This window comes from Bifidobacterium sp. LH_743 (assembly GCF_056355775.1).
This window is the reverse complement of record NZ_JBKESZ010000006.1, coordinates 69037-93980: the sequence shown is the minus strand read 5'-3', so window position 1 is coordinate 93980 and position 24944 is coordinate 69037. Positions and strand designations below refer to the sequence as shown.

Below are 24944 nucleotides of genomic sequence, written 5' to 3'. Positions count from 1 at the left end.
ATTGCCCAGCTACTGCCATCAGACCTTGATCATCGCGTACTGCGATTCGTAGAGCCGGTAGTACGCACCATGACGGGCGAGCAACTCGGCATGGTTGCCCTGCTCCACAATCTGCCCGTGGTCGATGTAGCAGATCTCGTCCGCGTTCTCGATGGTGGACAGACGGTGCGCGATGATGAAGCTCGTGCGTCCCTTGAGCAGATGGTTCAGGCCGGCCTGCAGCGCTTCCTCGGTACGCGTGTCGATGTTCGACGTGGCTTCGTCGAGGATCAGGATGCGCGGATCGGCAAGCAGCACGCGCGCGAACGCGATGAGCTGGCGCTGGCCCGCGGACAGGGTCGATCCACGCTCCTCCACCACGGTGTCGTAGCCGTCAGGCAGGTCCATGATGAACTCGTGCGCATGCACGGCCTTGGCCGCCGCTTCGATCTCCTCATCAGTGGCATCCAGCTTGCCGTAGCGGATGTTCTCACGCACGTTGCCGGAGAAGATGAACGTGTCCTGCAGCATGACGCCCATCTGCCGACGCAGGCTTTCCAATGTCACGGAACGCACGTCGTGCCCGTCGATCGTCACCGAGCCTTCGGCGACATCGTAGAAGCGCGACAGCAGGTTGATGATCGTGGTTTTGCCGGCACCCGTAGGGCCGACCAACGCGATCGTCTTGCCCGGCTCGACGTGCAGGTCGACCAGGTTGAGGATGTTGCGACCGTCCGGCTCGTAGCGGAAGACGACGTTGTTGAAGTCAACTTGCCCCTTGATCGGCGGCAGTTCGACGGCATCGGGCGCGTTGCGGATCTCCGGCTGCACGTCAAGCGTCTCGAAGATGCGTTCAAGGTATGCGGAGCAGGTGATCAGCTGGTTGTAGAAGTTGCCGATGCTGATCACCGGGTTCCAGAAGTTGTTCGCGTAGCCGACGAACGCGATGAGCACGCCCGTGCTCACCCCCACTCCGCCGAAGCCGGTGACGCCGACGAAGTAGATGAACGCGATGGTCATGACGGAAATCGTCTGGATGCCCGGCCACATGAGGAACTGGATGTGCACGGCCTTCATCCACGAGGTGCGCACATCGTTCTGCTGCTCCTGGAATGTCTTGAACTGCGCGGCCTCCTGGGCGAAGGTCTGCGTGGTCTTCACGCCGGCGATCGACTCGTGGATGTACGCGTTGAGGTTGCTCTGCTTGTTGGACAGCACCTGATAGGCGCGGCGTTGGAAATGCTGCAGCACCAGCACCCATGCGATGAGGAACGGGAACAGCGCGAGGCTGAACAGCGCAAGCCGCCAGTCGATGACGAACATCACCACCAACGTGATGACGAACGTGAACACATCGGAGATCACGCTGATCAGGCCGGAGCTCAGCGTATCCGACAGCGTGTTCACATAATTGACCACGCGGATCAGGATCTTGCCGTGCGGACGCGAATCGAAGTAGCTGAACGGCAGCGTCTGAATATGCGTGAAAATGTCGCGACGCATGTCCTTGAGCATGAGCTGGCCGACGCGCGTGATCTCCACGGTACGATAGCGCAATCCCAGTTCGAAGATCACGATCAGCACCGCGAGCAGAGCGGTCAGTTCACCCAGCAATGTGAGGTTCTTCGCCGGAATCGCACTGTCGATCATGACCTTCGTCAGATACGGCACCACGACCGAAATGCAGCTCATCATCACCACGACCGCGAGGATGCGGACCACGCGGGCCATGTACGGCTTGAGATAGACGCCGATGCGGAGGATGTCATGCAGGTTGATCTGCTCCTCGAGCTCCTCATCCTCGCGGAACGTATTGCGTTGTGCCATGATGGTCCTCCTTCCTACTCGTCGAAACCCTGCGCGCGGCCGGCCTCAAGGCCCAGCTGCTTGTGGTAGATCTCCCAATACCGTCCATGCGCGGCCACCAGGTCGTCATGGGTGCCTCGTTCGACCACGCGGCCGTGCTCGAGCACGAGAATCAGGTCGGAATCCTTGATCGACGAGATGCGATGCGCAATCGTCACAATCGTCTTCTTTTCATCCAATTCGCGCAGATGCTGCTGAATCTCCGCCTCCGTCTCCATGTCGACGGCGCTGGTCGTATCGTCCATGATGAGGATCGACGGATTGTCGGCGAGCGCGCGGGCCAGGCTCAGTCGCTGCTTCTGCCCGCCCGACAGGCCGACGCCGCGTTCGCCGACGACGGTATCGTAGCCTTCCGGCATGCTGCGGATGAAGCCGTCCGCGCCGGCGATGGTGGCCATGCGTCGGATGTACTTCTCGTCGTATTCGCGTTGTTCGCCGGCACCGAAGCCGATGTTGCCGCCGATGGTGTCGGAGAACAGGAACGTGTCCTGCGCGACGATGCATACCTGCGATCTCAAAGTGGCGAGCGGCCAGTCGCGTGCGTCGATGCCGTCGATAAGCACGCGGCCCGCGGTCGGGTCGTAGAATCGCGAGATCAGGTTGACGAGCGTGGATTTGCCGGCGCCCGTCTCGCCGAGGATGCCGAGCTTCGAGCCGGCGGGGATATGGAAGTCGATGTCTTTGAGGATCGGGGTTTCCGGATCGTCGGGGAAGGCGAAGCTGACGTGCTGGAATTCGACGTCGCCTGCGATGCGCGCGGGGCAGTTCGCGGATGCCTCGGTGGCGCCGTTAGTGCCGTGGCTTCCGTTGTTCCCGCCGTTGACCTGGCTGACGATGGCGACCGCCTGCTTGACGCTTTCCTCGGCGCCCGGCTTCTCCTGGATGCGCGACTGCGAGGTGAGCAGCTTGCGGATCTTGATGCAGGACGCGTTGAAGCGCTGCCAATCGTTGATCAGCCAGCCGGATTGGCGCACGGGTCCGTCGATCATCCACAGATAGGAGTTGAACGCCACGAGGTTACCAAGGGTCATATGGCCCGTGATGACCAGGAAACCGCCGAGTCCCAGGGTGATGAGCTGCAGGGAGAAGCCGAGGCCGTCGAGCCACGGCATGTATTTGCGGCTGTTGTAGGCCTGGTCCATGTTGCGCTGCATGTAGTCGTCGTTGCGTTCATCGAACTTCTCGGTCTCGTACGGCTCACGGACGAACGCCTTGACCACGCGGTTGCCTTCGATGTTCTCCTCGACCATCGAGTTCATTTCCGCCAGAGAATTACGGATGGCGAAGAACAGCGGACGCGCGTGCTTCGACAATCCTCTTGTCAGGATGAACAGCGGTGGCGTGACGCAGGCGAGCGCCAGCGCAAGCCGCCAGTCAATCGAGAACATCATGGCAAGCGCGCCGATGAACATGACCACGCAGTCGAGCACCTGGTAGCTGACCCAGCTCAGCGCATGGCGGATGGCGTCCGTGTCGGAGGTCATGCGGCTCATGATGTCGCCGGTGCGGGTGTGGTTGAAGTAGGTGAAGTCGAGCTCGTGCAGCTTTTCGTATTCGTCGCTCACCAGACGGAACACGGAATTCTGTCCGAAGCGTTCCATCCACATCTGGTAGCCGTAGCGCGAGGCCACGCGCACGACGGTGAAAACGATCATCATGACGCACAGTCGGGTCAATTCGTTCACATGGCCTTGGGTGATGACACGGTCCACGATCAGTCCGGACAGCAGCGGGATGATGAGGGCCATGGTGTTGTTCACGCAGAACAGTACGACCGCGCCGGCCACGCGCGGCAGATCGGGTTTGCAGTACGGCAGAATCCATTTGAGGTTGCCCGCCTGCTGGTTACGTTTCGGATCGACGTACATACGTAGCGTTCCTTCGGATTGTTTGCTTGGGTTTTGATTGGGTTGTTGTTGGGTTGTGTTGCTGCGGCCATTCGTGGCCGCCACGATTCACGTCCGTCGTGTGTCGAGCGTCCCGTCACCGGCATGCCGCCGCCGGCCGAAACCCCTGTTCGGATTCGCAAACTCGACTTATTCTAAACGAACCGTACGCCGATGCAACAGGTGCACATTCGGCGTGTCGCAAACATAGTAAAATCAACATATATACCGTTACATATCATCGCTTCGCGCAGGTATCGGAATGCACGTTGGAAGCCGGATCGCCGGAATCGAGACACCGCACGATAATGGAATCGGACCGCTGATGCGGGACGGGAACAAGCGTCAAGGAAAGGACGGCAAGGATGACGGACCTGAAGAGCATCCGCGCGAAGTTCGCCAAGGAATACGGGCTTACGGAGGACATGCTGAAGAACGCGGAGCGGTGGACGGAAACCACCGGCGATCTCGAGGGGGTGCCGGAGGAGCTGTTGCCAGGTATGTTGGGCATGCGATTCGGATCGATCGCTTCCGATACGCCTCGTTCCGAATTGTGGCACACGCCGGAAGGCATCGACGAGATCAACGACCTTGCATATCTGCCGGACGGCGGCTACGACAAGGCGGCCGGCGAATGCAGGGGGCATCTGCTCGACCTGTATCTGCCGCATGACGCGGTGCTGCGTGGCGGGCGCACGCTGCCGGTGTACATCGACATCCACGGCGGCGGTTTCACTTACGGATACAAGGAATTGAACCGTAATTTCAACGTGCATCTAGCGGAGAAGGGGTTCGCGGTGTTCTCGCTGAGCTACCGGCCGGCGCCGCAGACCAATCTGCGTGGCCAGCTTGCGGACGTGCAGGCCGCGTTGCGTTGGATCAAGGCGCATCTGGCCGATTATCCGGTCGATCCGCACGCGGTGTTTTTGACCGGCGATTCCGCGGGCGGCGCGTTGACGTTGCTGACGCTGGCGATCGAGAACAACGCGGAGGCCGCGGCCGCGTTCGGCGTCGACGAGCCGTCCGGCATTGGTTTCGCGGGCGCGGCGCCGATGTGCGGAGCGTACAGCTCGGCGTCGCTGGAGACCATGGGACGCAGGCTGACGGTCGGGTATGATCCGAACCGGCGCATCGGATTGGAGCAGATGCTGGGCGCCGGGTTCTTCGACGGGCTCGAGGCCGCGGATCCGAAGTTCCTCACCGCGGAGGGACTGGCGTTCAACGTGGATCTGCCGCCGCTGTTCATCGCCACCTGCGGCGACGATTTCCTCGAGGCGGACAATCTGGCGTTGGCCGCCGCTTTGGCCCGGCAGGGCGCCGATTTCGAACTGTTCGATCCGCACCCGCGCAGACATGAGACGCTGGGCCACGTGTACATGATCGGCATGCCATGGCTTGAGGAGAGCCAGGAATGCCTCGATCGCCTGCGCGCGTTCTCGTACGATCGCTGCTAAGCGACACCGTCAAACAACGCTGCCAAACAACGCGAATGGGGTGGATGCGTCACCAGAGCATCCACCCCATTCTTCTACCGTTGATGCAGCAACTGCCGTGTCAGCGGCGGGTCATCTCCTCCTCAATCTGTTCGAGCGACTTGCCCTTGGTCTCGGGCACGAAATGCATGACGAACGGGATGGACAGCGCGGAGAACACGCCGAAGATGGCGAACGGGCCGCCGACGTTGTTGCCGAACAGGGACAGCAGCATGAGGAAGAACTGGGAGACCACGAAATTACCCAGCCAGTTGGCCGCGGAGCCGAAGGAGCTGCCGATGCCGCGCACGCTCAGCGGGAAGATCTCACCGGTGATCACCCATGCGATCGGCCCCCACGACAGTGCGAATCCGAGGATGTAGCAGGCGATCAACACCATGGTCGGCACAGCCAACGTGGCCACATCGCCGGTGAAGTTGAGCACGGCCAACGCCGCGAGAGCGATGGTCATCGTCACCGATCCGAAGATGAGCAGCTTCTTGCGAGGGAATCTGTCCATGATGAGGGTGGCGACGATGGTGGCCACGAAATTGACCACGCCAATGCCGACCGACACCCAGATGGCGTCGTTTTCAGGGAATCCGAAGCCCTTGATGAACACCTGCGGCAGGAAATAGATCACGGAATTGATGCCGACGAGCTGCTGGAACAACATGATGCCGACCGCGGCGACGAGCGCCGGACGGGCGATGCGGAACAGTTCGCGAACGCCGCCCTTGGTGTTCTGCGCGGCGACGGCCTTGATGTCGTCGAGCTCGAGCTGCACCTGGGTCTGATCGACGTCCTTGCGGATAAGGGTGAGCACCTTGAACGCCTCGCGATCCTTGCCGCGGCTCACCAGATATCGAGGCGATTCCGGCAGCAGCAGACCGCCGACGAGCAGCAGAGCCGCCGGCACGAGCGCCGAGCCCAGCATCCACCGCCAGTCGCGGATGCCGGCGATGTTGTGGCCAAGGAAGCCGAGATTGGAAGCGTACGCCAGCAAGATGCCGAAGGTGATCATCAACTGAAACAGCGTGGACAGTGAACCGCGGCGCTCCTTTGGTGCGAGTTCGGCGAGATACGCCGGGGTCAACGAGGAGGCCGCACCAACGGCGAGGCCAAGGATGATGCGGGCCACGACCATCATCAGGAATCCCGTGGAGCTCGCGCACATGCCCGAGCCGAGCAGGAACAGGATCGCCGCCAGAATCAGCAGCCTCTTGCGTCCGAAACGATCGGACAGCGCACCAATGGACAGGGCGCCCGCGCAGGAGCCGATCAGCACGGATGACGTGATGAATCCGGTCTGGGCCACGGACAGACCGAAATCGGATTCAATCAACGGCGAGGCCCCGGAGATGATGCCCGTGTCAAAGCCGAACAGCATGCCTCCCAGCGCACCGAACGTGAAAATGAACGCGCTGTTGAGCGGAAAGCGCGTGGAAACACCACGCCCCACTTCCTGTTCGACGGCGTCGATCGTCGCGCCGACCTCATGGATGCCGGTTTCCACCGCATCCTCGGCGCTGTGCACCGGATTGGACGTCTGCACCGCAGTCATGATTCCACCTTCCATTCCCATCGATCCTCATCGATATGAGATGCAGCAGCAAACAAAAAAGACCTGGAACGACGTATAGTGACGTCGTTCCAGGTCTTGCCCCGCCTTGAGTAGCAACCCTGCCGCGCTTGTATGCTGCGTATATTGCATTCAAGTGTAGGTCATGGCAGTACACGACACTCCGATTTTCAGAAAACGTTTACCGGCAATATTTCAAACAAAGAAGAGCCAGAAGACGAATCAGTGAGTATTCTTTTGCCTCCCATGGAAAACATCCGCAGACCTCGCGGGAGCACAGGACAAACCATCCATGAAAAACCATCCACAAAAAAGAAAGCCGGCGGAAGAGAAGCCGCCGGCTGAGAGAGAAGAGAGAAGAAGGGTTCAGTTATGGGATTCCGGATGGAACCTCGCCAACAGCCGTAACCGTTGACATGTTCTATATAACCGCCCAACCCTTGGAGGAATGATGCGTGTTCCTGTCAATTCCCTGAAAATCACGTGACGGAAATGTCACGATGGCGCGAAAAACCACGCACCCGCGCCTCATCCGACGAATTTGTTGACCCGCCGGTCGTATGTCAGCAGACCGTTGAGCTCCTCCTCCACATCGGAAACCTGCGTGTACACATATCCCGCCAGCCCGCGGGCCTCCAACGCGGCCGCGGAAGCGAGCGCGGAACGCACCGCCGCACGCCAATCGTCAATCGAATCGTATTCGCCGTAACCGTAGGCGCGGGAAACCTCCGCATGTTCCGGCACAAGCTGCGCCAAGCCGCCGAATTCCGAAATCACGAACGCGCGCGCACCATGCCGCGCCACCGGCAGCACCGTGTAATTCGCGGCTCTGCGGTTGCGGCGATGCCGTTTCTCGAATTCGGCCACGTATCCGCGCAACGGACCCTTGTCCGGATAGATTTCCAGCGGACGGAAGTAGTTGTGCACGCTGTGGAAGTCGCCGCAACGCTGGTCGTACCATCCGCTGGTCGCGTCGATCGGACGCGTCGGGTCGAGGGCGTGGATGCGTTCGGCCGCGTCGCATGCGTCGAATTGGCCCCATCCTTCGTTGAACAGTGTCCACGTCACGATCGAGGGGTGCCCGCCGAGCATGTGCACCATCGCGTCGCACATACGCGACCAGTCGCGCCGGTAGATCGGATCGTCCGCGCCGAGCGCCGTGAAATGCTTGGCCGTGTCGTCGCGGAACTTGTTCCAGGTGGAGCGGACCAGCGTCGGCTTGCGATTCGTGGCCCACGCGTTGTACTCGCCGTCCACGCCGCCGCCGGACACCGCGTCCTGCCATACAAGCATGCCGAGTCGGTCGCAATGGTAGTACCAGCGCGACGATTCGACCTTGATATGCTTGCGCAGCATATTGAAACCGGCCTTTTTCATGGATTCGATGTCATAAATCAGCGCCTCGTCGTCGGGCGCGGTCATCAGTCCGTCGGGCCAGTACCCCTGGTCAAGCACGCCTTTGATGAACAGCGGCTTGCCGTTGAGATGGAATCGGGCGACGCCTTTCATATCGGGCTTCACTTCGACGGAACGGAACGCGCAGTAGGATTTCACGACATCCGCGAACGGCGGTTTCGCAAGGGTTTCGGCGACTTCCGAAGGGATTTGTGGCGATTCCGAAGGCTGTTTCACGGATTGTTCCACAGCCGATTCCGCGATCGGTTTCACAGGCGGCTTCACTGTCGGACCAGCCAGCAGCGTCGCGGTCACGTCATACAGATGCGGGTCGGCCGGCGACCACAGATGCTCCGCCGTCGTCCGGATTTCCGTCCGGAGCTTGCGGGTTCCGGCGGGCATCGTCTCATCCGCCACCACCGTGCCGTCCGCGGGATCGGTCACGACGATGTGCAGCTTCGCATTCGGCTTGTCGCCGCCGATTTCCGCGCGGATGAACAGTTTTCCGTCGGCGGCGCCCTTCAGCGTAAGCGTACGCAGGTAGGCGTCCGGCACGATCTCCATCCAGACGCTTTGCCAGATGCCGCTTTGCGCGGTGTACCAGATGCCTTCGCGTTCGATTTTCTGCTTGCCGCGCGGCTGCGTGCCGGAATCGTTGGGGTCGTACACGCACAATGCGATTTCGAAGGCATCGTCGGAATCGATGAACGCGGAAATATCGATGTCGAACGGCAGGTAACCGCCGACGTGCGTGCCGGCGAGCTGGCCGTTGATATAGCAGGCGCAGATATAATCGACCGCCTCGAAATGCAAGATCAGGCGGTTCGCGTCGCCGATCTGCCGGACCGCCTCCTCGTCACCGAGCGTGACGGGGTGCACGACGGTGCGGTACCACATGAGATTGTCCGGATAGATGGTCTGGTGCACACCGGAAAGCGCGGATTCCGGCGAGAACGGCACGAGGATCTTGCCGTCGAAGGTTTGCGGGATGGCGGCTTCCCTCACCGCCCGCACCGCTTCGTCGCGGGTGAGCATCGCCGCGGTTTTACGCCGTTTCGAAGCGTTCTCGTCTTCCGGAATGGACACGATCGCGTAATCCCACAGACCGTTGAGCATGGTGTGATTACTGCGCACCATGTCCGGCCTTGGATGCTCGTCGAGAATCGGCGTACGTCCTTCGGCCAGCTTGCGCTCCCCTTCTTCGGCTGGAGTGAATGCCTTGTTGCCGGCGCGCGCGGACAGCCACTCGTATTCTATCCGTTCACCCCACGGCGTCCATAGCTGCCGTAACGGCTCCCGGGATCGCATTTTCGTCGGAGCGGCCTTCAATACGCGTTTGATATCCAGCATGGAGCGTCCCTTCCTGCAGCCTTGCATGCTCTCGCCGTTCCATTGTAAACGGCGGCGCGCCACATGTCGGGAATTCCGCAGACGACCGCCCGCCACGCGTCGCCCGTCGTATTGGAATCACGATTCGAAGACGATTCTCAACTACCAATACGTCGCGACACACATCACGACGCATTGTCATCGCACGTCACAACACGTGTCCACACGTCGCCACGCGTCACATCGCACGTCATAACACATTGCAATGTGTCACAATCCGAAATTTTGGCGATTTTTTCGAATCGTGACACATTCACCAAGCGACAAATACCCCCTAACCGTCTTTTTTAGGTAAGAATGGAGGAAAAAAGAAGGTACGGGGGCATCTTTCGTATTCACGATGTGTCACGATTCGAAATTTCGCCCCAAAATCGAAATCGTGACACATATAAGGGGGTAAATAAACGTCGGGAACACAGGAAAGAACCCCGAAAAGCATTCTCGGCAGCGTCGGAAGCGCGGGAAAGTCCCCAAAAAATCGAAAAGGCACCTGCCCGGCGGACGGACAGGTGCCTTCACATGAACAATTAGCCTGAACGGCTCAGATCAGCCTTCCAGCTTCGCCTTTTCCGCGGCAAGGCGGGCTGCTTCGGCTTCCTTGCGGGCCTTCAGCTCGGCGTCGAAGCGGGCGAGTTCCTCCTCGACGGCCTCCGGCGGGATCTTCGCGAAGATCGGATGCGGCTTCGGCACCGGAGTTCCGGCAACGATCGGCTCAGACTGCCACGGGTGCACGGTCTTGCCGAGCTCGTAGTCGCCGGTGATGATCGGGTAGGTGAAGCCCGGCTTGTCGAGGTCCTCGACCTCCTCGATGTGAGGCAGCGGCGAGAACACGCCGGTTCCGCCAAGGGCCTCCCACACCTTCTGCGCGGAATGCGGCAAGAACGGGGCCAGCAGATGGTTGGCGTCGGACACGGCCTGTGCGGCGGTGTGCAGCACGGTGCCGAGGCGGGCCGGATTGTCCTTGATCTTCCACGGTTCGGTGGCGGAGATGTACTTGTTGATGTCACCGACCACGCGCATCGCTTCGGACAGCGCGTTCTTCTGGCGATGGTTCTCGACAAGTCCGCCGACGGTGTCGAACGCGGCCTTGGTCTCTGCCAGCAGGGCGCGGTCCTCGTCGGTGGCGGACGCCTCGTCGAACGCCGGAATCTCGCCGAAGTTCTTGTTGATGAGGTTGGCCACACGGTTGACCAGGTTGCCCCAGGACGCGGCGAGCTCCTCGTTGTTGTGGCGCACGAATTCGGCCCACGTGAAGTCGGAATCGGAGCTTTCCGGACCGGCCACGGAGATGTAGTAGCGCACGGCGTCAACCGGGTAGCGTGCCAGAATGTCCTTCACGTAGATGACGATGCCGCGGGAGGACGAGAACTTCTTGCCTTCCATGGTCATGAACTCGCTGGCCACGACCTGCTCCGGCATGTTCAGCGGGCCGAGCTTGCCGGTCTCGCCGCCCTTGGAGCCCTGGCCGTTGTAGGCCAGCATCTCAGAAGGCCAGATCTGGGAGTGGAACGTGATGTTGTCCTTGCCCATGAAGTAGTAGCCCGGGGTGGACGGATCGTTCCACCAGGCGCGCCATGCCTCCGGATCGCCCTTGCGGCGAGCCCATTCGATGGATGCGGACAGATAGCCGATCACGGCGTCGAACCACACGTACAGCTTCTTGTTCGGGTTGTCGATCCAGCCCTTGACCGGCACCGGAATGCCCCAGTCGATATCGCGCGTGATGGCACGCGGCTTGACTTCCTTGAACAGGCCGATGGAGAAGTTGATGACGTTGGTACGCCAGCCTTCGCGGGTCTTGAGCCACGCCAGATTCGCCTCAGCGAGCGCGGGCAGGTCGAGGAAGAAGTGCTCGGTCTCCTCGAAGCGCGGGGTTTCGCCGTTGATCTTGGAGACCGGATTGAGCAGCTCATCCGGGTCGAGTTCGTTGCCGCAGGCGTCGCACTGGTCGCCGCGGGCGCCGTCGGCGCCGCAGATCGGGCAGGTGCCTTCGATGTAACGGTCCGGCAGGGTGCGGCCGGTGGACGGGGAGATGGCGACCTTCTGGGTGCCCTTGTAGATATAGCCGTTCTTCAGGCACTGCGTAAACAGTTCCTGCACGACTTTCTCGTGGTTGCCGGTGGTGGTGCGCGTGAACAGGTCGTAGCTCAGACCCAAATCACACAGATCCTTGGCGATCACGCGGTTGTAGCGGTTGGCGAGCTCCTGAGCGCTCACGCCCTCCTTGTCCGCCTCCACCAGGATCGGGGTGCCGTGCTCGTCGGTACCCGAGACCATCAGCACGTCATTGCCCTTCATACGTTCGTATCGTGCGTACACGTCGGACGGAACGCCGAAACCGGCGACGTGGCCGATGTGACGCGGGCCGTTCGCGTACGGCCATGCAACATTCACCAAAATATGACTCATGGTGACCGATTATACAAAGCGCCATATCCCACGTTTTCGGCGTATTCCGATAGACGGAAGTGCCGTCGGACGCACCCCGTTCGGACGGTTGCGCGGGCGCGCGCATATGGCGGATATAGCGAATATATGGATATACGAAATACGGACGACGGCCAGCGCGGCCAACATCGGCAGCGGCCGACGGTTATCCACAATGTTGCATCACGAAACAATACTTATCCACATTTCCACCGTTTCGTACGAAGCGGTGGAACGGCGCTTTGAAATCCGTTACGGTACCGACATGGATTCATCACCACCCTTATTAGGCGGCGCCGACCTGCCCGGACCACTTTGCCTGAATGCCCTGCATTCCATGGGCGCGCTATGCAAACTGGACAACGAGAACGCCTACACGTACCACGATTCGCGCACGCTGTATGGCCGCGCCAGCATCATCGCGACGTTGCTGCCAAGCCGATCAGTGGCATGCGCGGGCACCGCGGCCTGGGTATGGTTGGGCGGACTGTTCCCCGAAACCATCGACATCATCGCGAAGGCGCATTGCCGCGCATTGCGATACGGCCGGAAGATCAGCGTGTTTAATCGCAAGGCACCCGACAGCCATGTCATCGCCGTCGGCCCGATCACCGTCACCACACCGCCGCGCACCGCCTGCGATCTGGCCATGAACTGCACTCCGGAAACGTTGCCGTCGGCCATGGAACTCGTCTGCATGCTCATGCAGGAATTCCGGTTCCGCCCCGAAGACTGTCTGCAGATCATGCGCGAGGCCACGCACATCCGCAACGCGCCTTGGGCACGTAATTTCTTCCGGACGATTGAAGGAAAGCTATGACGATTATGCGGCGGGCACGCCATTCACCGGAGAATGCGCGCAGAGAAAACACACGCAGAGAAGACACATGCGGAAAACGGAAATCACGCAAGGCGCACAAGGCTCGCAAAGCAGGGAAAGCGCGGCATGCGGCACGACGTTCGCCGCCGAAATATCAGCCGATGCCACGTCCGAAGGCGCTGGTCGAGCCACCCGCGCCGCCGATTGAACTGACGCCATTGGTGGCGTGCAGCGCCGACACCGCGCAGGACGTGCTATGGCATATCGCGGAGCACGCGCCAAAGCTGCGCAAGTGGCTGGTCGCCAATCCCTCGGCGACACCGGCGATGCTGGAATACCTGGCGCAGGTCGGCGGACCGGGCGTGCCCGAGGCGCTGCGGATACTGCTGAAATCGCTGGATGCGCTCGAATCGTGCGAAAACTAACCTTTCGTTCTAGTCTTTCGCTTTAACCCTTTGCTCTAGCCCTTCATCGCAAGCACGGCGTTGTAGACCTGCTTGCGGTTGGCAAGCGAGCCGTCGGACAGCGGGTGTTCGGCGACGATCTGCGAGATCGCGTCCTTGATGCGCAGATTGTCCTCTTGCGCGCGATCCACGGCCAGCACCGCCAAATCCTCGATGGACAGCGTTGCCGGAGCGGCCGCGTCGGCTTCCTCCTCGGAGGCGCCGGCGATGACCAGCACCATTTCGCCGCGTGGCGGATCGTCAGTGACGCTTTGGCGGATTTCGGCGATGGTTCCGCGGCGGATCTGCTCGTAGTCCTTGGTCAGTTCGCGGCACAGCGCCATTTTGCGATTCGGGCCGAGCACGTCGAGCAGGTCCGCCATGGACTCGTCGATGCGGTGCAAGGTCTCATAGAAGACGATGGTACGACGTTCCGATTTGAGCGCGCGCAGATGCTGCACACGTTCGCTGTGCTTGCGCGGCAGGAATCCTTCGTAGCAGAATCGGTCGGTCGGCAGGCCGGACAGGCAGAGCGCGTCGAGCACCGCGGACGGGCCAGGGGCGCAGGTGACCGGCAGCCCACGGTCGATGGCCCGGCGGACGATGGCCAGTCCCGGATCGTTGATGGTGGGCATGCCCGCATCGGATACGACGAGCACGGTCGCGCCTTGCTCCACTTGGTCGAGCAGACCGTCGGCCTTGTCACGCTCGTTGTGGTCGTGGTAGGCCACCACGCGTCCGGGCACGCGGATGCCAAGACGATTGGCGAGCGCGTACAGGCGGCGCGTATCCTCGGCCGCGACGATGTCGGCTCCTTCCATCAGCGCGATCAGCCGGGCGGAGGCGTCGGCCGTGTTACCGATCGGCGTGGCCGCAAGTACGACCGTTCCGCGTGGGATGTCGACGTCCGACACCAGTCCGTCAAGTCCGAATTCGGCGCGTTCCGTCGCTTTCGCGAGCCGTGCGGCGGAGTCGGCATCTTCGGCGGGCAGGGCTGGCTGCGCGCTCTCAACAATATGTTCGCTTGTGCTTTCCATATCTCCCAGTATCGCACCGCACTGCCGACGAAAGCCGGACGAAGCCTCGGAACGCATGGTCAGATCGGACGGGACTCGTGCACCATCTGGCGGTCGCCATAGTAGAGGGTGTCGCGCCAGGATTCGTGCCGGTCGGGCAAGGTTCCGGCGCGCACACCGTTCTCCCGGTCATGCGCCGCATGGCGATTCGCCCGCCACGTGGCGATTCGCTCCCATAGATGAGGCGTATCAGCCGGCACGAAGAACCAGCGCAGCCAGCCGACGAACATATCCTCCAGCGAATGCCAGAAGCCGATGTACGACAGCAGCGCCCACGTCGTGACGGTCGCGTTGAATCCGGCGAAGATGGCGTTACCCCAGTTGCCGGACAGCGTGTCCGCGTAGAACACCAGTGCGGAGAAGATGATGATGCCCCATGGCATCGCCACATACAGCGGCGGCGAGGCGGTGCGGTCGTTGACTTTCGGTGTGCGGGCGAACGGAATCTTCGTATTGGTCATGCCTTGCTGGATCGATTTCAGCGTGCCCGCCAGATTCACGGTCAGCAGCACGATGTTGAATCCGTAGATGCGCAGGATGTCCGACCGCTTGTATCCGTTGCGCTTCAAATCGGAGGACATGGTCAGGAAGTACGGCAACGACGCGGCCACCACCCATGGGCTCAGCAGCCGTTGGTCGAACGGATAGGCGAGCAGGAACATCAGACCGAAGCTCGACCATGCGATCGACGCCATGTAGTTCACGCGCAGGCACCACTCCCCCAGTTTCACCGGGTTGCCTTGCGCGCGTCTGGCTTTGACGATGCGGAAGAATTTGCCGATGATCAGCAGGCCGCCGTTCGCCCAACGCCGCCGCTGCACCACCAGCGATCCGAAGTCCGGCGGGGTCGAGCTGTAGCTCAGTCGTTCCGGATAATTCACCAGATGCCAGCCGTAGTAGCCCAGGTCCACGCTCGATTCGGTGTCCTCGATGACCGTACGGTCCTGGATGTAGGTGCGGATGGTGCGTGGACCTTCCGTGGATACCACGCAGATGTCGCCCAGCGCGGCCTTGCGGATCACGGCGTTCGCACCCACCCAGAAAGTCGCGTCGTAATACGTCATGCCCTGATGCAGCACGTGCTGGATGTCGGTGGTGGCCGCGGCGATGCGTTCGATGCGCGTCGGCGCACCTCGGTAGGACGAGTACGGCGTCTGGATGACGGCCACCCGCTCGTTGCCGGGCTGTTCAAGCTGGTAGACGAGTCGCAGGCAGTAGTCGCGCAGCAGCATGGAATCGGCGTCGAGCGTCAGCACATATTCGGAATCACGCATGACGAAGTCCGGCGACTCCCCCTCGCGCGCGTCACGCAGGAACACGCCATCGGCAGTCTCCTCGCGTTTGATGCGGTGCCCCATCAAACCGATGAAGGAATTGAGGTTCATGGCCTTGTTGCCTTCGGTGGACGTCGACGCGTACTGCTTGCGTTCGAACGACCATCCTTTGACGGTGAAGATCCATACCAGCCGGTTGTACAGTTGCACGATGCGTTCCGGCTTGATCTGCTGCTGCAGCATGGTTGCCTCGTTGAGCGCCTGCTCCGTCAATCGCAGGTCGCGTGCCAAGGCGAGCAGCACCTGGTCGCGGAAGAAATCATCGGTATGGTCCTCGATGACCCACGCGTCGGCCTTGCGTTCAAGCCAGGCGGCGGCGTACCGATAGTCCTCCGCGCATTGGGTGACGATGCTGCGCCGCACATACGTTTGGGCGGCGAGTTCGGCGCGCACGCGTTGCCGCGTCTGCTCGAAGCGATGCGATGGCTCGGACAGTTCACGCATGATTTTCGGGACGAGTCCGCGGCAAGCCTGCAGGATCGCACGGTTCTCGTCGGTTTTCGGATGCGGCGGATCGTCGATGAGCAGCACCACCGCCTCATCGGGGAATTCCTGCAGCGCGGCTGACCAAATCGTCTTCTCCACCACCTTCGGCTGCTCCACATACGAGGGAATCAGCACGGTGATGCCTTTGTCGTAATCGTGCGAGAAATGCTCGTCCAGCATCGCCCGCGGCACGCGTTCGTGTTGCAGGAAACGGTGCAACGCGCCTTGACGCGTCACCAGATAGACCATCGCGCTGAAAATCAGCGTGGTGACGATACCCAGGTACAGCACGCCTTCGATCACGAACCGCAGGGTGACGTGGTCGTTGTAGACGAACAGCGTCAGAATCATGGTGATCATGTAGACCAGCCATGCGATCACAGTGAAGACGATCGCCACGTAGCCAAGCACGATACATGACGGTTTCGGCTTCTCGTGCATGATGGCCAACGGCTGTGTGGTGGTCTCCGCGCCCCACTGGTGGTGGCGGACATTGCGCTCCTCATGCTCTTTGGCCACGTCTACCCCCTTATATCTTTCTGGAATATTCCCAAGAGGTAGTCACGCAATCACGACTACCCCGTCGATCATGGTCATCCAGTATTACACTGAGTAACTGTACTGCAAATTTTCTGCAACATATCGCACCATGTTGCAGACTGCAAATATTGCCGTATTTGTTTCATGAAAATTGCAGCAACACGGCAACGGGCATGTAGCGAGGAAGCCGCCATACGTACGGTTTCACACCCCAAGAAGGGAGGAATCGATGAAACCGCTGTTCCCAGGAAAGCGATTCTCGTTCTTCCGCCTGTTCGTGGCGTTGCTGTGCGTCACGCTGATCGTCGGCGGCACATGGATGTGGCTGACATTCACGCGCACCGCGGCGAAGAAGATGCCGGCGCCGTGGTTCGGCGGCTACGTGGACGTGACGGCCACACCGCAATACGAATTCGAATCGAACGTCGGCACCGTCTATCAGAACGAGATTCTGTCGTTCATCACCGGCGACGGATGCAAGCCGTCCTGGGGCGGCTATTATTCGCTCGATTCGGCGGCCCATGATCTCGATCTCGACAGCCGCGTGGCGCAGGTCTACAAGACCGGCCGCACGATCACCGTCAGCTTCGGCGGGCAGTCGGGCAAGGAGCTGGCCAGCACCTGCGCCGACGTGGACGCGTTGGCCAACGCATACCAGCAGGTCATCGACCGGTACCACATCACGTCCATCGATTTCGATATCGAGGAGTCGAATCTCGACGGTTACAGCGATGCCGCCACACGGCGGGCGCAGGCTGTGGCGAAGTTGGTCGAGCACGCGAAGGAGAAGAACGAGGACCTTGCCGTAAGCCTGACGATTCCCGCGGATCGTCATGGCATGACGAAGCCCGGTATGGAGACGATTTCCGCCTTCTTCGATTCCGGAGTTTCGCTGGCTTCCGTGAATCTGATGACAATGGATTTCAATGTGCCGTCCACCACGGAGGACCAGTCGTCGCTGATCAAGGAATCGTTGAACGCGGCGCACGCGCAGTACAAGACGATGCTGTACCAACGAGGCAAGCTGTTCAGCGACCATCAGATATGGGAATTGATGGGAGCCACCGTGCTTATCGGCCAGAACGACACCAAAAACGAGTTCTTCACGCTTGACGACGCGCAGCACGTCAATTCGTTCGCGTTGGAAACCAGTCTCGGACGCCTCAGTATGTGGTCGCTGAATCGAGACAAGCAATGCGGTGAGAACTATACGAACACCAATACCATCAAAACGTTCTGCAGCGGCGCGAAGCAGACCGACGGCGAATACGCCACCATGCTCGGCTCCGGACTGACCGGAACACCCGGTTCCATCGTCGACTTCGACATCTCCAAGATGGATTCCTCGAAGTCCAGCACCCAGAGCTACCCGACCTGGAGCGCTGGCACGCAATACAGGCGCGGTGACAAGGTGATCTGGAACGGCAACATCTACGAAGCCCTTGGACCCAGTGAGAACGAGCAGCCCGACAGCGCCGAGAACGGCGTGGACGCGCAATGGCGCATCATCGGACCGGTGCTGTAGCCGGACGGATGGGGCAAGACAAAAGCAAGGACCAAGCGGGAAGCGAGAGCGGAAGGATACATCATGGCAGCAATTCATTCCGGCGCCCGGAGCGCGCACGGCAGAAAGAGGTACGCCTCCGCAGACGCAGTCGATCCGAATCGTCTGGATCTGCCTGCCAATTGGAACGTCAAACGGCTCAGGCTCATCCTCGGCGTCATCTGCGCCGGAGCGCTGGCGCTCACCGTCATCGTCTACATGCATGAGAGCGTCCTCGCGATTAGGAAGGACCCGGTGACCGTCATCGTGTGGCTTGTCGGCATCGCCGTATGCCTCGTGTACAGCAAGCGACGCAGCCCGATTCCTTTGGCCGCCGGACACACTGCGCTGCCGCTGATTTTCGTCGCGCTGCTCATCACCGGCTACTACAGCGACCTGCTGGCCATGCTGGTCATCATCATCACGCTGTCGGCCTGCATCAGGGCGCGCAACGTACTCGTCGGCTTGCTGCACGCGTGCTCGGAACTGGCGTTGCTGCTATTGATCAGGCCATTGTTCCGGGACGATCCGCGCATGCTGTCCCTGATCGTCAATCCGCATACCAATTACACGTGGCTCAGCCCGTATTCGGTCAGGCATTGGATCATCCCATTCGTGATTGTGATGGTCGCCGCACCATGCATCCGCCTGGTATGCGACCTCATCATCTTCCTGTTCGCCGGACTGCCGTTGCGCAAGGCGATACGCGAATATTCGCTCTCGCGCATCCTTGGCGCAACCGTCGCCGATCTGCTGGCGATCGTCTGGGTGCCGGAACTCATCCGCTTCACCCATACGGCCGACGACCCCGCTTCCACGCTGTCGATGTTCCTGCTGGCAATCTGCCTGTACTCGCTCGTCCTATTGGCTTTCGACATTCTGTCGCGTCTGACGCGCTCCCGTATGGCATTGTCCAGTCTGGCGCTGGTCACCGATGCCTTGCCTTTGCCGAACGTGAATCCGGAGCAGACGGTGACTCGTCGCATCAACCGTGCGCAGAAGCGGCTTCGCTGCTTCATCAGCGATAGTTGCGAATTAGACAAGCCATGGCATGCGTATCGGTATTCGCAACGCATCGACAATGGTTCGCAGCATTTCTATATCGCTTTCGAACGCGGATTGTGGAACCGTCCGTTCCTGCCGGTCGATATGGAGGTATTGCAGACAGCCGGCGAAATACTCACCGAAGCGTTGCGTGTCAACAACGAAGTGTCGGTGCTTCGTACGGAATCGGAGACAGACGCGTTGACCGGAGCGTTGACGTATCAGGCGTTCCTGGCGCACTTGGAAAGCCTGCAGACGGAGAATGTGCACAACCACGTGGCCATCATCTATCTGGAGGTCGAGCATCTGCGCGGACTCAACACGCAGTATGGCCGCAGAATCGGCAATGCGGCCCTGCGTTGCGTGGCCGATCGTCTTCAGAACGTACGTCCGCCGCAATCAGCGCTCTACCGTGTCAATGGCGACGAATTCGCTTTGGTCATCGCCGACGAGCCGTCTCATGAGGATATCGAGCGGCTGGCCACGACCATGCGCGAGACAGCGAGCGAGCCGATGGTCACCACCATGGGCGAGGTGTCCCTATCCATATCGGTCAGCATGTCGTTCTCCAACGAGGTCACCGGATATGCGCCGCTTCTGTCTGATGCGCGCGCCCATGTGGCCGCGGAAATCAGCATGGACGAAGTCATCGAAACCGATACCGGCGATATCTCCAAAACGTTGCGCAGCGCCATCGAATCCGGCAATATCACGGTGCTGTATCGGCCGATCTTCGACCTCAACACCCGTTCCATCGATTCGCTCAGCACCGTGGTGCGCGTGCATGACGAACACGGCCACACCTTCAACCCGCATTTCGTGCTGGACGAGGCCCGCAAACTGGATATCAGCGCGAAGCTCACGCAGGCCGCGCTCGACATCTGCGCGGAGGATATGGAACGCTTCCGCGAGATCGCGCCGCAGCTCACCATCGTGGGACTGTGCATGAACGGCGGCGAGACCAACCGTTCCGGCTTCACGGACCATATCAAGGAACTGTGCGCGAGGTATCCGCACCTGCGTTTCTGCCTGCAGCTGGGCTCGCACGCCGTGCATAGCCCGTACGACGGCTTCGAGAACGCGGTCCGCGATCTGGCGGCGATGGACCAAGTGAGCATCGGCCTGACGCACACCGGTTCGTCGTATTCGGAAGTGAACACGTTCTCGCGACTGCCGATCACCTTCGCGCACATCGACGGACGCGTGGTCGGCGAATACAAGAATCCGACAGCGGCGCATCTGATGAGCAATCTGGTGAAATTGACGGACAACGACGGCTTCAAGCTGGTATTCGACGGCGTGGCGCTGCCCGACCAGGCCGAATTCGTGCATTCGATTGGAGGTACGCTGGCCGAGGGCGATCTGCTCAGCACCGCGATGACGGCCAACGAGCTGCTCATGCGATTGCAGACGACCGGCACCGCTTTGATCCGATAGCGGTTTGTCGGCAGCCGTACGCAGGCCATCGTCCGCCGCCTGACATGACGGAAGGATTGACGATTTGTGCAGATTTGCCACCCGTAGCCGCGTCACCCCGTCGTCTGCGCAGACCCGTTGGTAATCTGTGATTGGTTTACGTGGCACACCAATCACGAATGATGGAAAAGCGAGCCATATAAGCAGAACCGCGCGTCCGCGCGCAAAATCACACAGAGAGACCTATGAATATCATCAATTTCTTCGTCAACCTCATCAAGGACCCCCGTACCGCGATCGCCAGCTGGATCGCGATGGGTGTCGCCCCGACCCTCGGCTTCATCTTCCTCATCGTCTTCATCGAGACCGGTGTGGTCTTCTTCCCGTTCCTGCCGGGCGATTCCCTGCTGTTCGCGGCCGGCTTCTTCGCCGCTCCCGACGCGAAGACCGGCGTGTCCGCGCTGCCGCTGTTCGCTCTGCTGCCGGTGGTCTGGTGCGCGCCAATCATCGGCGACCAGTGCAATTACTGGATCGGCCATTTCTTCGGCCGTCGCATCATCGAATCCGGCAAGGTCAAGGCCATGACTCCGGAGCGCATCGAGAAGACCGAGAAGATGATTGAGAAGTGGGGCCCGCTGGCCGTGTTCCTGGGCCGTTTCTTCCCATTCATCCGCACGTTCATGCCGTTCATCTCCGGCATTTCCGGCATGCGTTGGAGCCGTTTCACGCCGTTTTCCGTGCTCGGTGGCCTGTGCTGGTCCACGCTGTTCACGCTGCTCGGCTATTTCTTCGGTGGCATTCCGGCGGTGCAGAAGCACTTCGAATTGGTGATCATCGCGATTCTGGTGCTGTCGCTGATTCCGACGATCGTCGGCCTGCTCAAGGCCAAGTTCGGTAAGAAGAAGCCGGAAAGCACCACGGAAGCCGAGTGATTTGCTTTCCGGTAATCGCAAGGTGGCTGTGCCAGACGATTACCGAGCAATCGCAAGGTGGCTGCCGGATGATTGTCGGCTAATCGCAGGCTGATTGCAACACGCGGAGTGCGGAATTGCGTTTTTCCGCACTCCGTACTAGTATTCTGAGAGTTGCCTTGCAGAGCAGGGTGACATCCAAGGGGCTGTAGCTCAGTTGGTAGAGCGCTTCGTTCGCATCGAAGAGGTCGCGGTTTCGACTACCGTCAGCTCCACTAAGCCCGCTGCATTCATTCCACCGCAGCGGGCTTTTTCTTTTGTTTTCCGCGATTTTCCAACGGTTTCCGCACCAATAACTCCATGTGCTAAGCCTGTCCCAATATCCAAAAAGCATTACAAGATATCAGAAATATACCCAAACTAATCACCACCCCCAGTTAGCCTTGAGCTATGGCAAGAATGGCAGGAACATGGGGCAGCATCGAATCACGCGGCAAAAAATATCGCGGCACCTACGCCAATCCCGTAAAGGGAGCTAGCCCCAGAAGGATCAAAGGCCCAATATTCGACACCAAGAGCGAAGCATATGCATGGCTAGAGCAGGAACATACGCTAGTCCGAGAGCACAAGCAAGGCATACGTCGTTGGACACCGCCAAAGGAGCGTCAACTCCAGCAGCAGCAGGAGCTACTGCGGCAAAACATCACATTGGCCGAATATGCCAAGAAATGGCTAGCGAACTATCATACGAAAGCCGGCACCGAACCAGCGGAAGCATATAAAAGAAAATTGCGCGAATACCAACGATGGCTAGAGAAAACATGTCCATTCTGGAATAGCCTGATCATCAACATCACAGAAGCCGAAGTCACACAGTGGAGGAACCACGCCGACATTCCAGCACACCCCAAAAACAAAGCCTGGTTCCAACTGAAACAAATCATGGAACAAGCGAAAAACGAGGGCTTCATCCAGCAGAATCCCGTTATCGGCACTGCTCCGAAAATGCCGCGTTCCAAGCAGGCAGAAATCCCAGAAGCAACAGCGGAACAGCTACGCATTATCTACGAAAACATGCCAATCCCCTACAACGAGACCGTTTGGCTAGGCGCAATCATGGGAATGCGAATAGGAGAGGTCTGCGCATTGCGTGTAGGCGATATCGATTTTGAGCGATCAGTAATACACATTCAACATTCTGTCGGGAAAGGCGCTGGCGATCGAGGTCCAAGGGTACTTAAGGACCCAAAAAATGAAGCATCCAAAGCCGATAAATACATGCCGCCACAAATAGCACAGCAGCTGAAACCAATAACCAAAGGGCGAAAACCAGAAGAACAGCTTTTCAAAGCCCCCTTAGCTGCGGACGGGATTATGCGCGATGTAACTTTGCGGCATTACTTCGATAAAGCAAAAGTAAAGGCAGGTCGTCCAGACCTAGTTTTCCACGCGCTTCGAGCAACAGCCATCGACACGGCCATAACCAGCGGAGCGAGCCTAAAAGACACAATGGCTTATGCCCGGCATAGCGACGCAAAGACAAGTATCGAACATTATCAGAAAGTACATGATTCACAACAAAAGAAAATCGCCGAAACCGTCGCGAGCAAATTACTTCATCCCAAGCGGACACGTGAAGAGATAACAGAAGAAATAACGAAAAAAGAAGCCGAGCTAGCCCAACTGAAAGCCGAGCTAGCCCGACTAGAGCAGAGTCAGGATGCGTAATCCCAATCCAGCATCCGGCGCACTGAATCAGTTCTTATGCGGATACTCCTAGAACCTTCGATGCGCCGCCAAATCAAACGCCCCGCTAAGCAATAGCGAGTAATCGTTTGTACGCTTACGTGCAGGTAGGCGGCAGCTTCTTTGCGAGTGCACCAATCGTCAGGAGAGAGAGCCATCAGCGACCCCCTTATCTGATTCATGGAACGGCGAAGGATTGCCATCCCACGTCAAGGGAATATAGCCATCATTAGCTTCGATAGCGCTAGCCGGAATTGAAACAACTGATTTTGCGTCGAAGTAGTTGGCAATTTGCTCCCAAGAAAGTGAATCGTCGGGGTCATCGACTTCCTTGTCCAAAAACTTTGACACGTGCTCTAAAGTCTTTTTTCCATCCCAGCCACCGACATGGTGAGGATCAACACGGTGCAGGATAGATTCCTTGAACGGCCCAGCAACCAATGCAACCGGTTCAGAAGAGGAAACAACAACGACGGTTTCCCAATTAGCCCAGAACGCGTCATTGTAGGTGCGATTGACTTGAATCGGATTACAGGTCAGCAAATCGTTCAAGCCAAGCGAAATGTCCTCTGGCGGAGTAATAGAGGAGACATACACCAATACCGCACGGGACTTTTCAGAAAGCTTTGGCTGGGAGAAGCGCCCAAAGTCATATTCGCCCCAATCCCATCCGAATCGTTCAGTAAGCCAAGCGCGTGCAGCTTCGAGCACATTATGCGAATCGTCGGGGCCAATGAGCCACACACCCCGTACGTCGCGTTCTTTCTTGCGCGACTTTTTATCCCGAGCTGCGATGGCGTCGATCAGCACATCCTTCCGCATTCCGGATGCGTATACGGCAAGTTCAGGGTCAGACAGAATGTCTTCGTAAGTGTAGCCGTCCTTCCAAATGGCATCCAGCACGAGCTTGCGATGCTGTTCCGTACGGGAAAGGTCGCCGCCGTCATCATCGCTTTTCTTAGCGCCGGGGTTACTTACGATTCCTTCGCCCAAATACTGGGGCTTCACAACCGTGGTATCTTCCTTGTCGGCATGGGCACCGGTTTTGGCCAAGTAGTCGCGCAGGTCTTCCACAGAGCCTTTGGCAACTTCGATGTCCGCTATCGGGAAAGCCCTAACGACGGTCTCTGCGGTGCAGCCAGTATTAACCGCGCACAGAACAATGTGAATGTGGTCGGTATGCTCCTCGAGGCCGCGTTCATAGCAGCAGCCGGATCCACGGTTCTTTTTCAGCTCGCCCTTGGAGTTCACACACCAGTGCCGGTTTGCCCAGTCCACTACTTCTTCGGGCTGCATGCCCATGCATTCGGGAATATGCTCGCAAGGGTTGTTCAGGGTAAGGAACCACGTTTTCCGCTTTGCACCGGCACGCAGTCCCTGCTTCTTTTCGATAGCGGCCGCTATCTTCTTGACATCGTACTTTGTTTCGGTATCGGCCATCAGAAGCCCTCCTTTCGGAGAGCTGCTATGCAGGCAGACGAAAGCACCAATGCAAAAAAGTGAACGCACTTTTCCACAGCACTTTCCAAGACGCCAAAGAACGGCAGAAAATAGCCGTTAGTCGACGAAAAGTAAAAAGTCATGTGTTT

The 24944-nt window shown here is 59.4% G+C and carries 16 protein-coding genes and 1 tRNA gene; 8 read left to right on the top strand and 9 right to left on the bottom strand.

All coding sequences use genetic code 11. The annotated features are described in order from the left end of the window. Nucleotides 1-18: 18 nt before the first annotated feature. Together AC1ATL_RS08255 and AC1ATL_RS08250 are read right to left on the bottom strand one after the other, a co-directional pair. Nucleotides 19-1806, bottom strand: coding sequence for an ABC transporter ATP-binding protein (locus tag AC1ATL_RS08255; protein ID WP_476569858.1), 1788 nt, complete (start codon nt 1804-1806; stop codon nt 19-21). Nucleotides 1807-1820: 14 nt separating this feature from the next. Next, complete coding sequence (locus tag AC1ATL_RS08250; RefSeq protein WP_476569857.1) at nt 1821-3713, bottom strand: ABC transporter ATP-binding protein; 1893 nt, start codon at nt 3711-3713, stop codon at nt 1821-1823. Between the two features lie 383 nt (nt 3714-4096). Between AC1ATL_RS08250 and AC1ATL_RS08245 the strand changes: the two genes are divergently transcribed. Next, nucleotides 4097-5185: an alpha/beta hydrolase gene (locus tag AC1ATL_RS08245; protein WP_476569856.1), complete on the top strand. Its 1089-nt coding sequence runs from the start codon at nt 4097-4099 to the stop codon at nt 5183-5185. Between the two features lie 100 nt (nt 5186-5285). On the opposite strand, the gene AC1ATL_RS08240 is transcribed toward AC1ATL_RS08245, so the two are convergent. The 3 genes from AC1ATL_RS08240 to metG all read right to left on the bottom strand — a co-directional run bounded on the left by AC1ATL_RS08240 (nt 5286) and on the right by metG (nt 11978). Further along, nucleotides 5286-6788 (bottom strand): sugar porter family MFS transporter, encoded by a 1503-nt coding sequence (locus AC1ATL_RS08240; protein WP_432624803.1) that lies wholly within the window; start codon nt 6786-6788, stop codon nt 5286-5288. A 525-nt stretch (nt 6789-7313) separates the two neighbouring features. Continuing rightward, on the bottom strand, nt 7314-9530 hold the full coding sequence (locus AC1ATL_RS08235; protein WP_476569855.1) for a glycoside hydrolase family 2 protein: 2217 nt from the start codon (nt 9528-9530) through the stop codon (nt 7314-7316). A 585-nt stretch (nt 9531-10115) separates the two neighbouring features. Next, the gene (gene metG, locus AC1ATL_RS08230) at nt 10116-11978 is read right to left on the bottom strand and encodes a methionine--tRNA ligase (RefSeq protein ID WP_476569854.1); all 1863 of its coding nucleotides are present in this window, start codon (nt 11976-11978) and stop codon (nt 10116-10118) included. A 283-nt stretch (nt 11979-12261) separates the two neighbouring features. On the opposite strand from metG, the gene AC1ATL_RS08225 reads away from it, so the two are divergent. Continuing rightward, nucleotides 12262-12816, top strand: a complete 555-nt coding sequence (locus AC1ATL_RS08225; protein WP_432624355.1) for a hypothetical protein — start codon at nt 12262-12264, stop codon at nt 12814-12816. Further along, nucleotides 12813-13241, top strand: coding sequence for a variant leucine-rich repeat-containing protein (locus AC1ATL_RS08220; RefSeq protein WP_476569853.1), 429 nt, complete (start codon nt 12813-12815; stop codon nt 13239-13241). Before AC1ATL_RS08225 ends, AC1ATL_RS08220 begins: the two co-directional genes overlap by 4 nt. Before the next feature lie 35 nt (nt 13242-13276). Here AC1ATL_RS08220 and rsmI read toward each other — a convergent pair whose 3' ends face one another. Further along, on the bottom strand, nt 13277-14296 hold the full coding sequence (gene rsmI / locus AC1ATL_RS08215; protein ID WP_476569852.1) for a 16S rRNA (cytidine(1402)-2'-O)-methyltransferase: 1020 nt from the start codon (nt 14294-14296) through the stop codon (nt 13277-13279). A 59-nt stretch (nt 14297-14355) separates the two neighbouring features. Beyond that, on the bottom strand, nt 14356-16674 hold the full coding sequence (locus tag AC1ATL_RS08210) for a glycosyltransferase family 2 protein (RefSeq protein WP_476569851.1): 2319 nt from the start codon (nt 16672-16674) through the stop codon (nt 14356-14358). Nucleotides 16675-16924: 250 nt separating this feature from the next. Here AC1ATL_RS08210 and AC1ATL_RS08205 point away from each other — a divergent pair, with 250 nt between their 5' ends. The 5 genes from AC1ATL_RS08205 (at nt 16925) to AC1ATL_RS08185 (ending at nt 23337) form a co-directional block, all read left to right on the top strand. Further along, complete coding sequence (locus tag AC1ATL_RS08205; protein WP_432624359.1) at nt 16925-18220, top strand: chitinase; 1296 nt, start codon at nt 16925-16927, stop codon at nt 18218-18220. 63 nt (nt 18221-18283) lie between these two features. Continuing rightward, nucleotides 18284-20719, top strand: coding sequence for an EAL domain-containing protein (locus tag AC1ATL_RS08200; protein WP_476569850.1), 2436 nt, complete (start codon nt 18284-18286; stop codon nt 20717-20719). A 224-nt stretch (nt 20720-20943) separates the two neighbouring features. Then, a complete protein-coding gene (locus tag AC1ATL_RS08195) occupies nt 20944-21630 on the top strand; it encodes a DedA family protein (RefSeq protein ID WP_476569849.1) in 687 nt (228 codons plus the stop codon). A gap of 181 nt (nt 21631-21811) precedes the next feature. Then, a tRNA-Ala gene (locus tag AC1ATL_RS08190) sits at nt 21812-21884 on the top strand. A 184-nt stretch (nt 21885-22068) separates the two neighbouring features. After that, nucleotides 22069-23337 carry a tyrosine-type recombinase/integrase gene (locus AC1ATL_RS08185; RefSeq protein WP_476569848.1) on the top strand — a complete coding sequence of 423 codons (1269 nt, stop codon included), beginning with the start codon at nt 22069-22071 and terminating at the stop codon, nt 23335-23337. On the opposite strand, the gene AC1ATL_RS08180 is transcribed toward AC1ATL_RS08185, so the two are convergent. Further along, the gene (locus tag AC1ATL_RS08180; protein ID WP_476569847.1) at nt 23325-23513 is read right to left on the bottom strand and encodes a helix-turn-helix domain-containing protein; all 189 of its coding nucleotides are present in this window, start codon (nt 23511-23513) and stop codon (nt 23325-23327) included. The two genes, AC1ATL_RS08185 and AC1ATL_RS08180, sit on opposite strands and share 13 nt — an antisense overlap. Then, the gene (locus AC1ATL_RS08175; RefSeq protein WP_476569846.1) at nt 23497-24795 is read right to left on the bottom strand and encodes a hypothetical protein; all 1299 of its coding nucleotides are present in this window, start codon (nt 24793-24795) and stop codon (nt 23497-23499) included. The genes AC1ATL_RS08180 and AC1ATL_RS08175 overlap by 17 nt, the downstream gene beginning before the upstream one ends. Between the last annotated feature and the right edge of the window lie 149 nt (nt 24796-24944).

Coding starts and splice junctions, on each gene's coding strand:
- AC1ATL_RS08255 (WP_476569858.1), bottom strand. CDS start 1,806: ATGGCACAACGCAATACGTTCCGCGAGGATGAGGAGCTCGAGGAGCAG.
- AC1ATL_RS08250 (WP_476569857.1), bottom strand. CDS start 3,713: ATGTACGTCGATCCGAAACGTAACCAGCAGGCGGGCAACCTCAAATGG.
- AC1ATL_RS08245 (WP_476569856.1), top strand. CDS start 4,097: ATGACGGACCTGAAGAGCATCCGCGCGAAGTTCGCCAAGGAATACGGG.
- AC1ATL_RS08240 (WP_432624803.1), bottom strand. CDS start 6,788: ATGGGAATGGAAGGTGGAATCATGACTGCGGTGCAGACGTCCAATCCG.
- AC1ATL_RS08235 (WP_476569855.1), bottom strand. CDS start 9,530: ATGCTGGATATCAAACGCGTATTGAAGGCCGCTCCGACGAAAATGCGA.
- metG (WP_476569854.1), bottom strand. CDS start 11,978: ATGAGTCATATTTTGGTGAATGTTGCATGGCCGTACGCGAACGGCCCG.
- AC1ATL_RS08225 (WP_432624355.1), top strand. CDS start 12,262: ATGGATTCATCACCACCCTTATTAGGCGGCGCCGACCTGCCCGGACCA.
- AC1ATL_RS08220 (WP_476569853.1), top strand. CDS start 12,813: ATGACGATTATGCGGCGGGCACGCCATTCACCGGAGAATGCGCGCAGA.
- rsmI (WP_476569852.1), bottom strand. CDS start 14,296: ATGGAAAGCACAAGCGAACATATTGTTGAGAGCGCGCAGCCAGCCCTG.
- AC1ATL_RS08205 (WP_432624359.1), top strand. CDS start 16,925: ATGAAACCGCTGTTCCCAGGAAAGCGATTCTCGTTCTTCCGCCTGTTC.
- AC1ATL_RS08200 (WP_476569850.1), top strand. CDS start 18,284: ATGGCAGCAATTCATTCCGGCGCCCGGAGCGCGCACGGCAGAAAGAGG.
- AC1ATL_RS08195 (WP_476569849.1), top strand. CDS start 20,944: ATGAATATCATCAATTTCTTCGTCAACCTCATCAAGGACCCCCGTACC.
- AC1ATL_RS08185 (WP_476569848.1), top strand. CDS start 22,069: ATGGCAGGAACATGGGGCAGCATCGAATCACGCGGCAAAAAATATCGC.
- AC1ATL_RS08180 (WP_476569847.1), bottom strand. CDS start 23,513: ATGGCTCTCTCTCCTGACGATTGGTGCACTCGCAAAGAAGCTGCCGCC.
- AC1ATL_RS08175 (WP_476569846.1), bottom strand. CDS start 24,795: ATGGCCGATACCGAAACAAAGTACGATGTCAAGAAGATAGCGGCCGCT.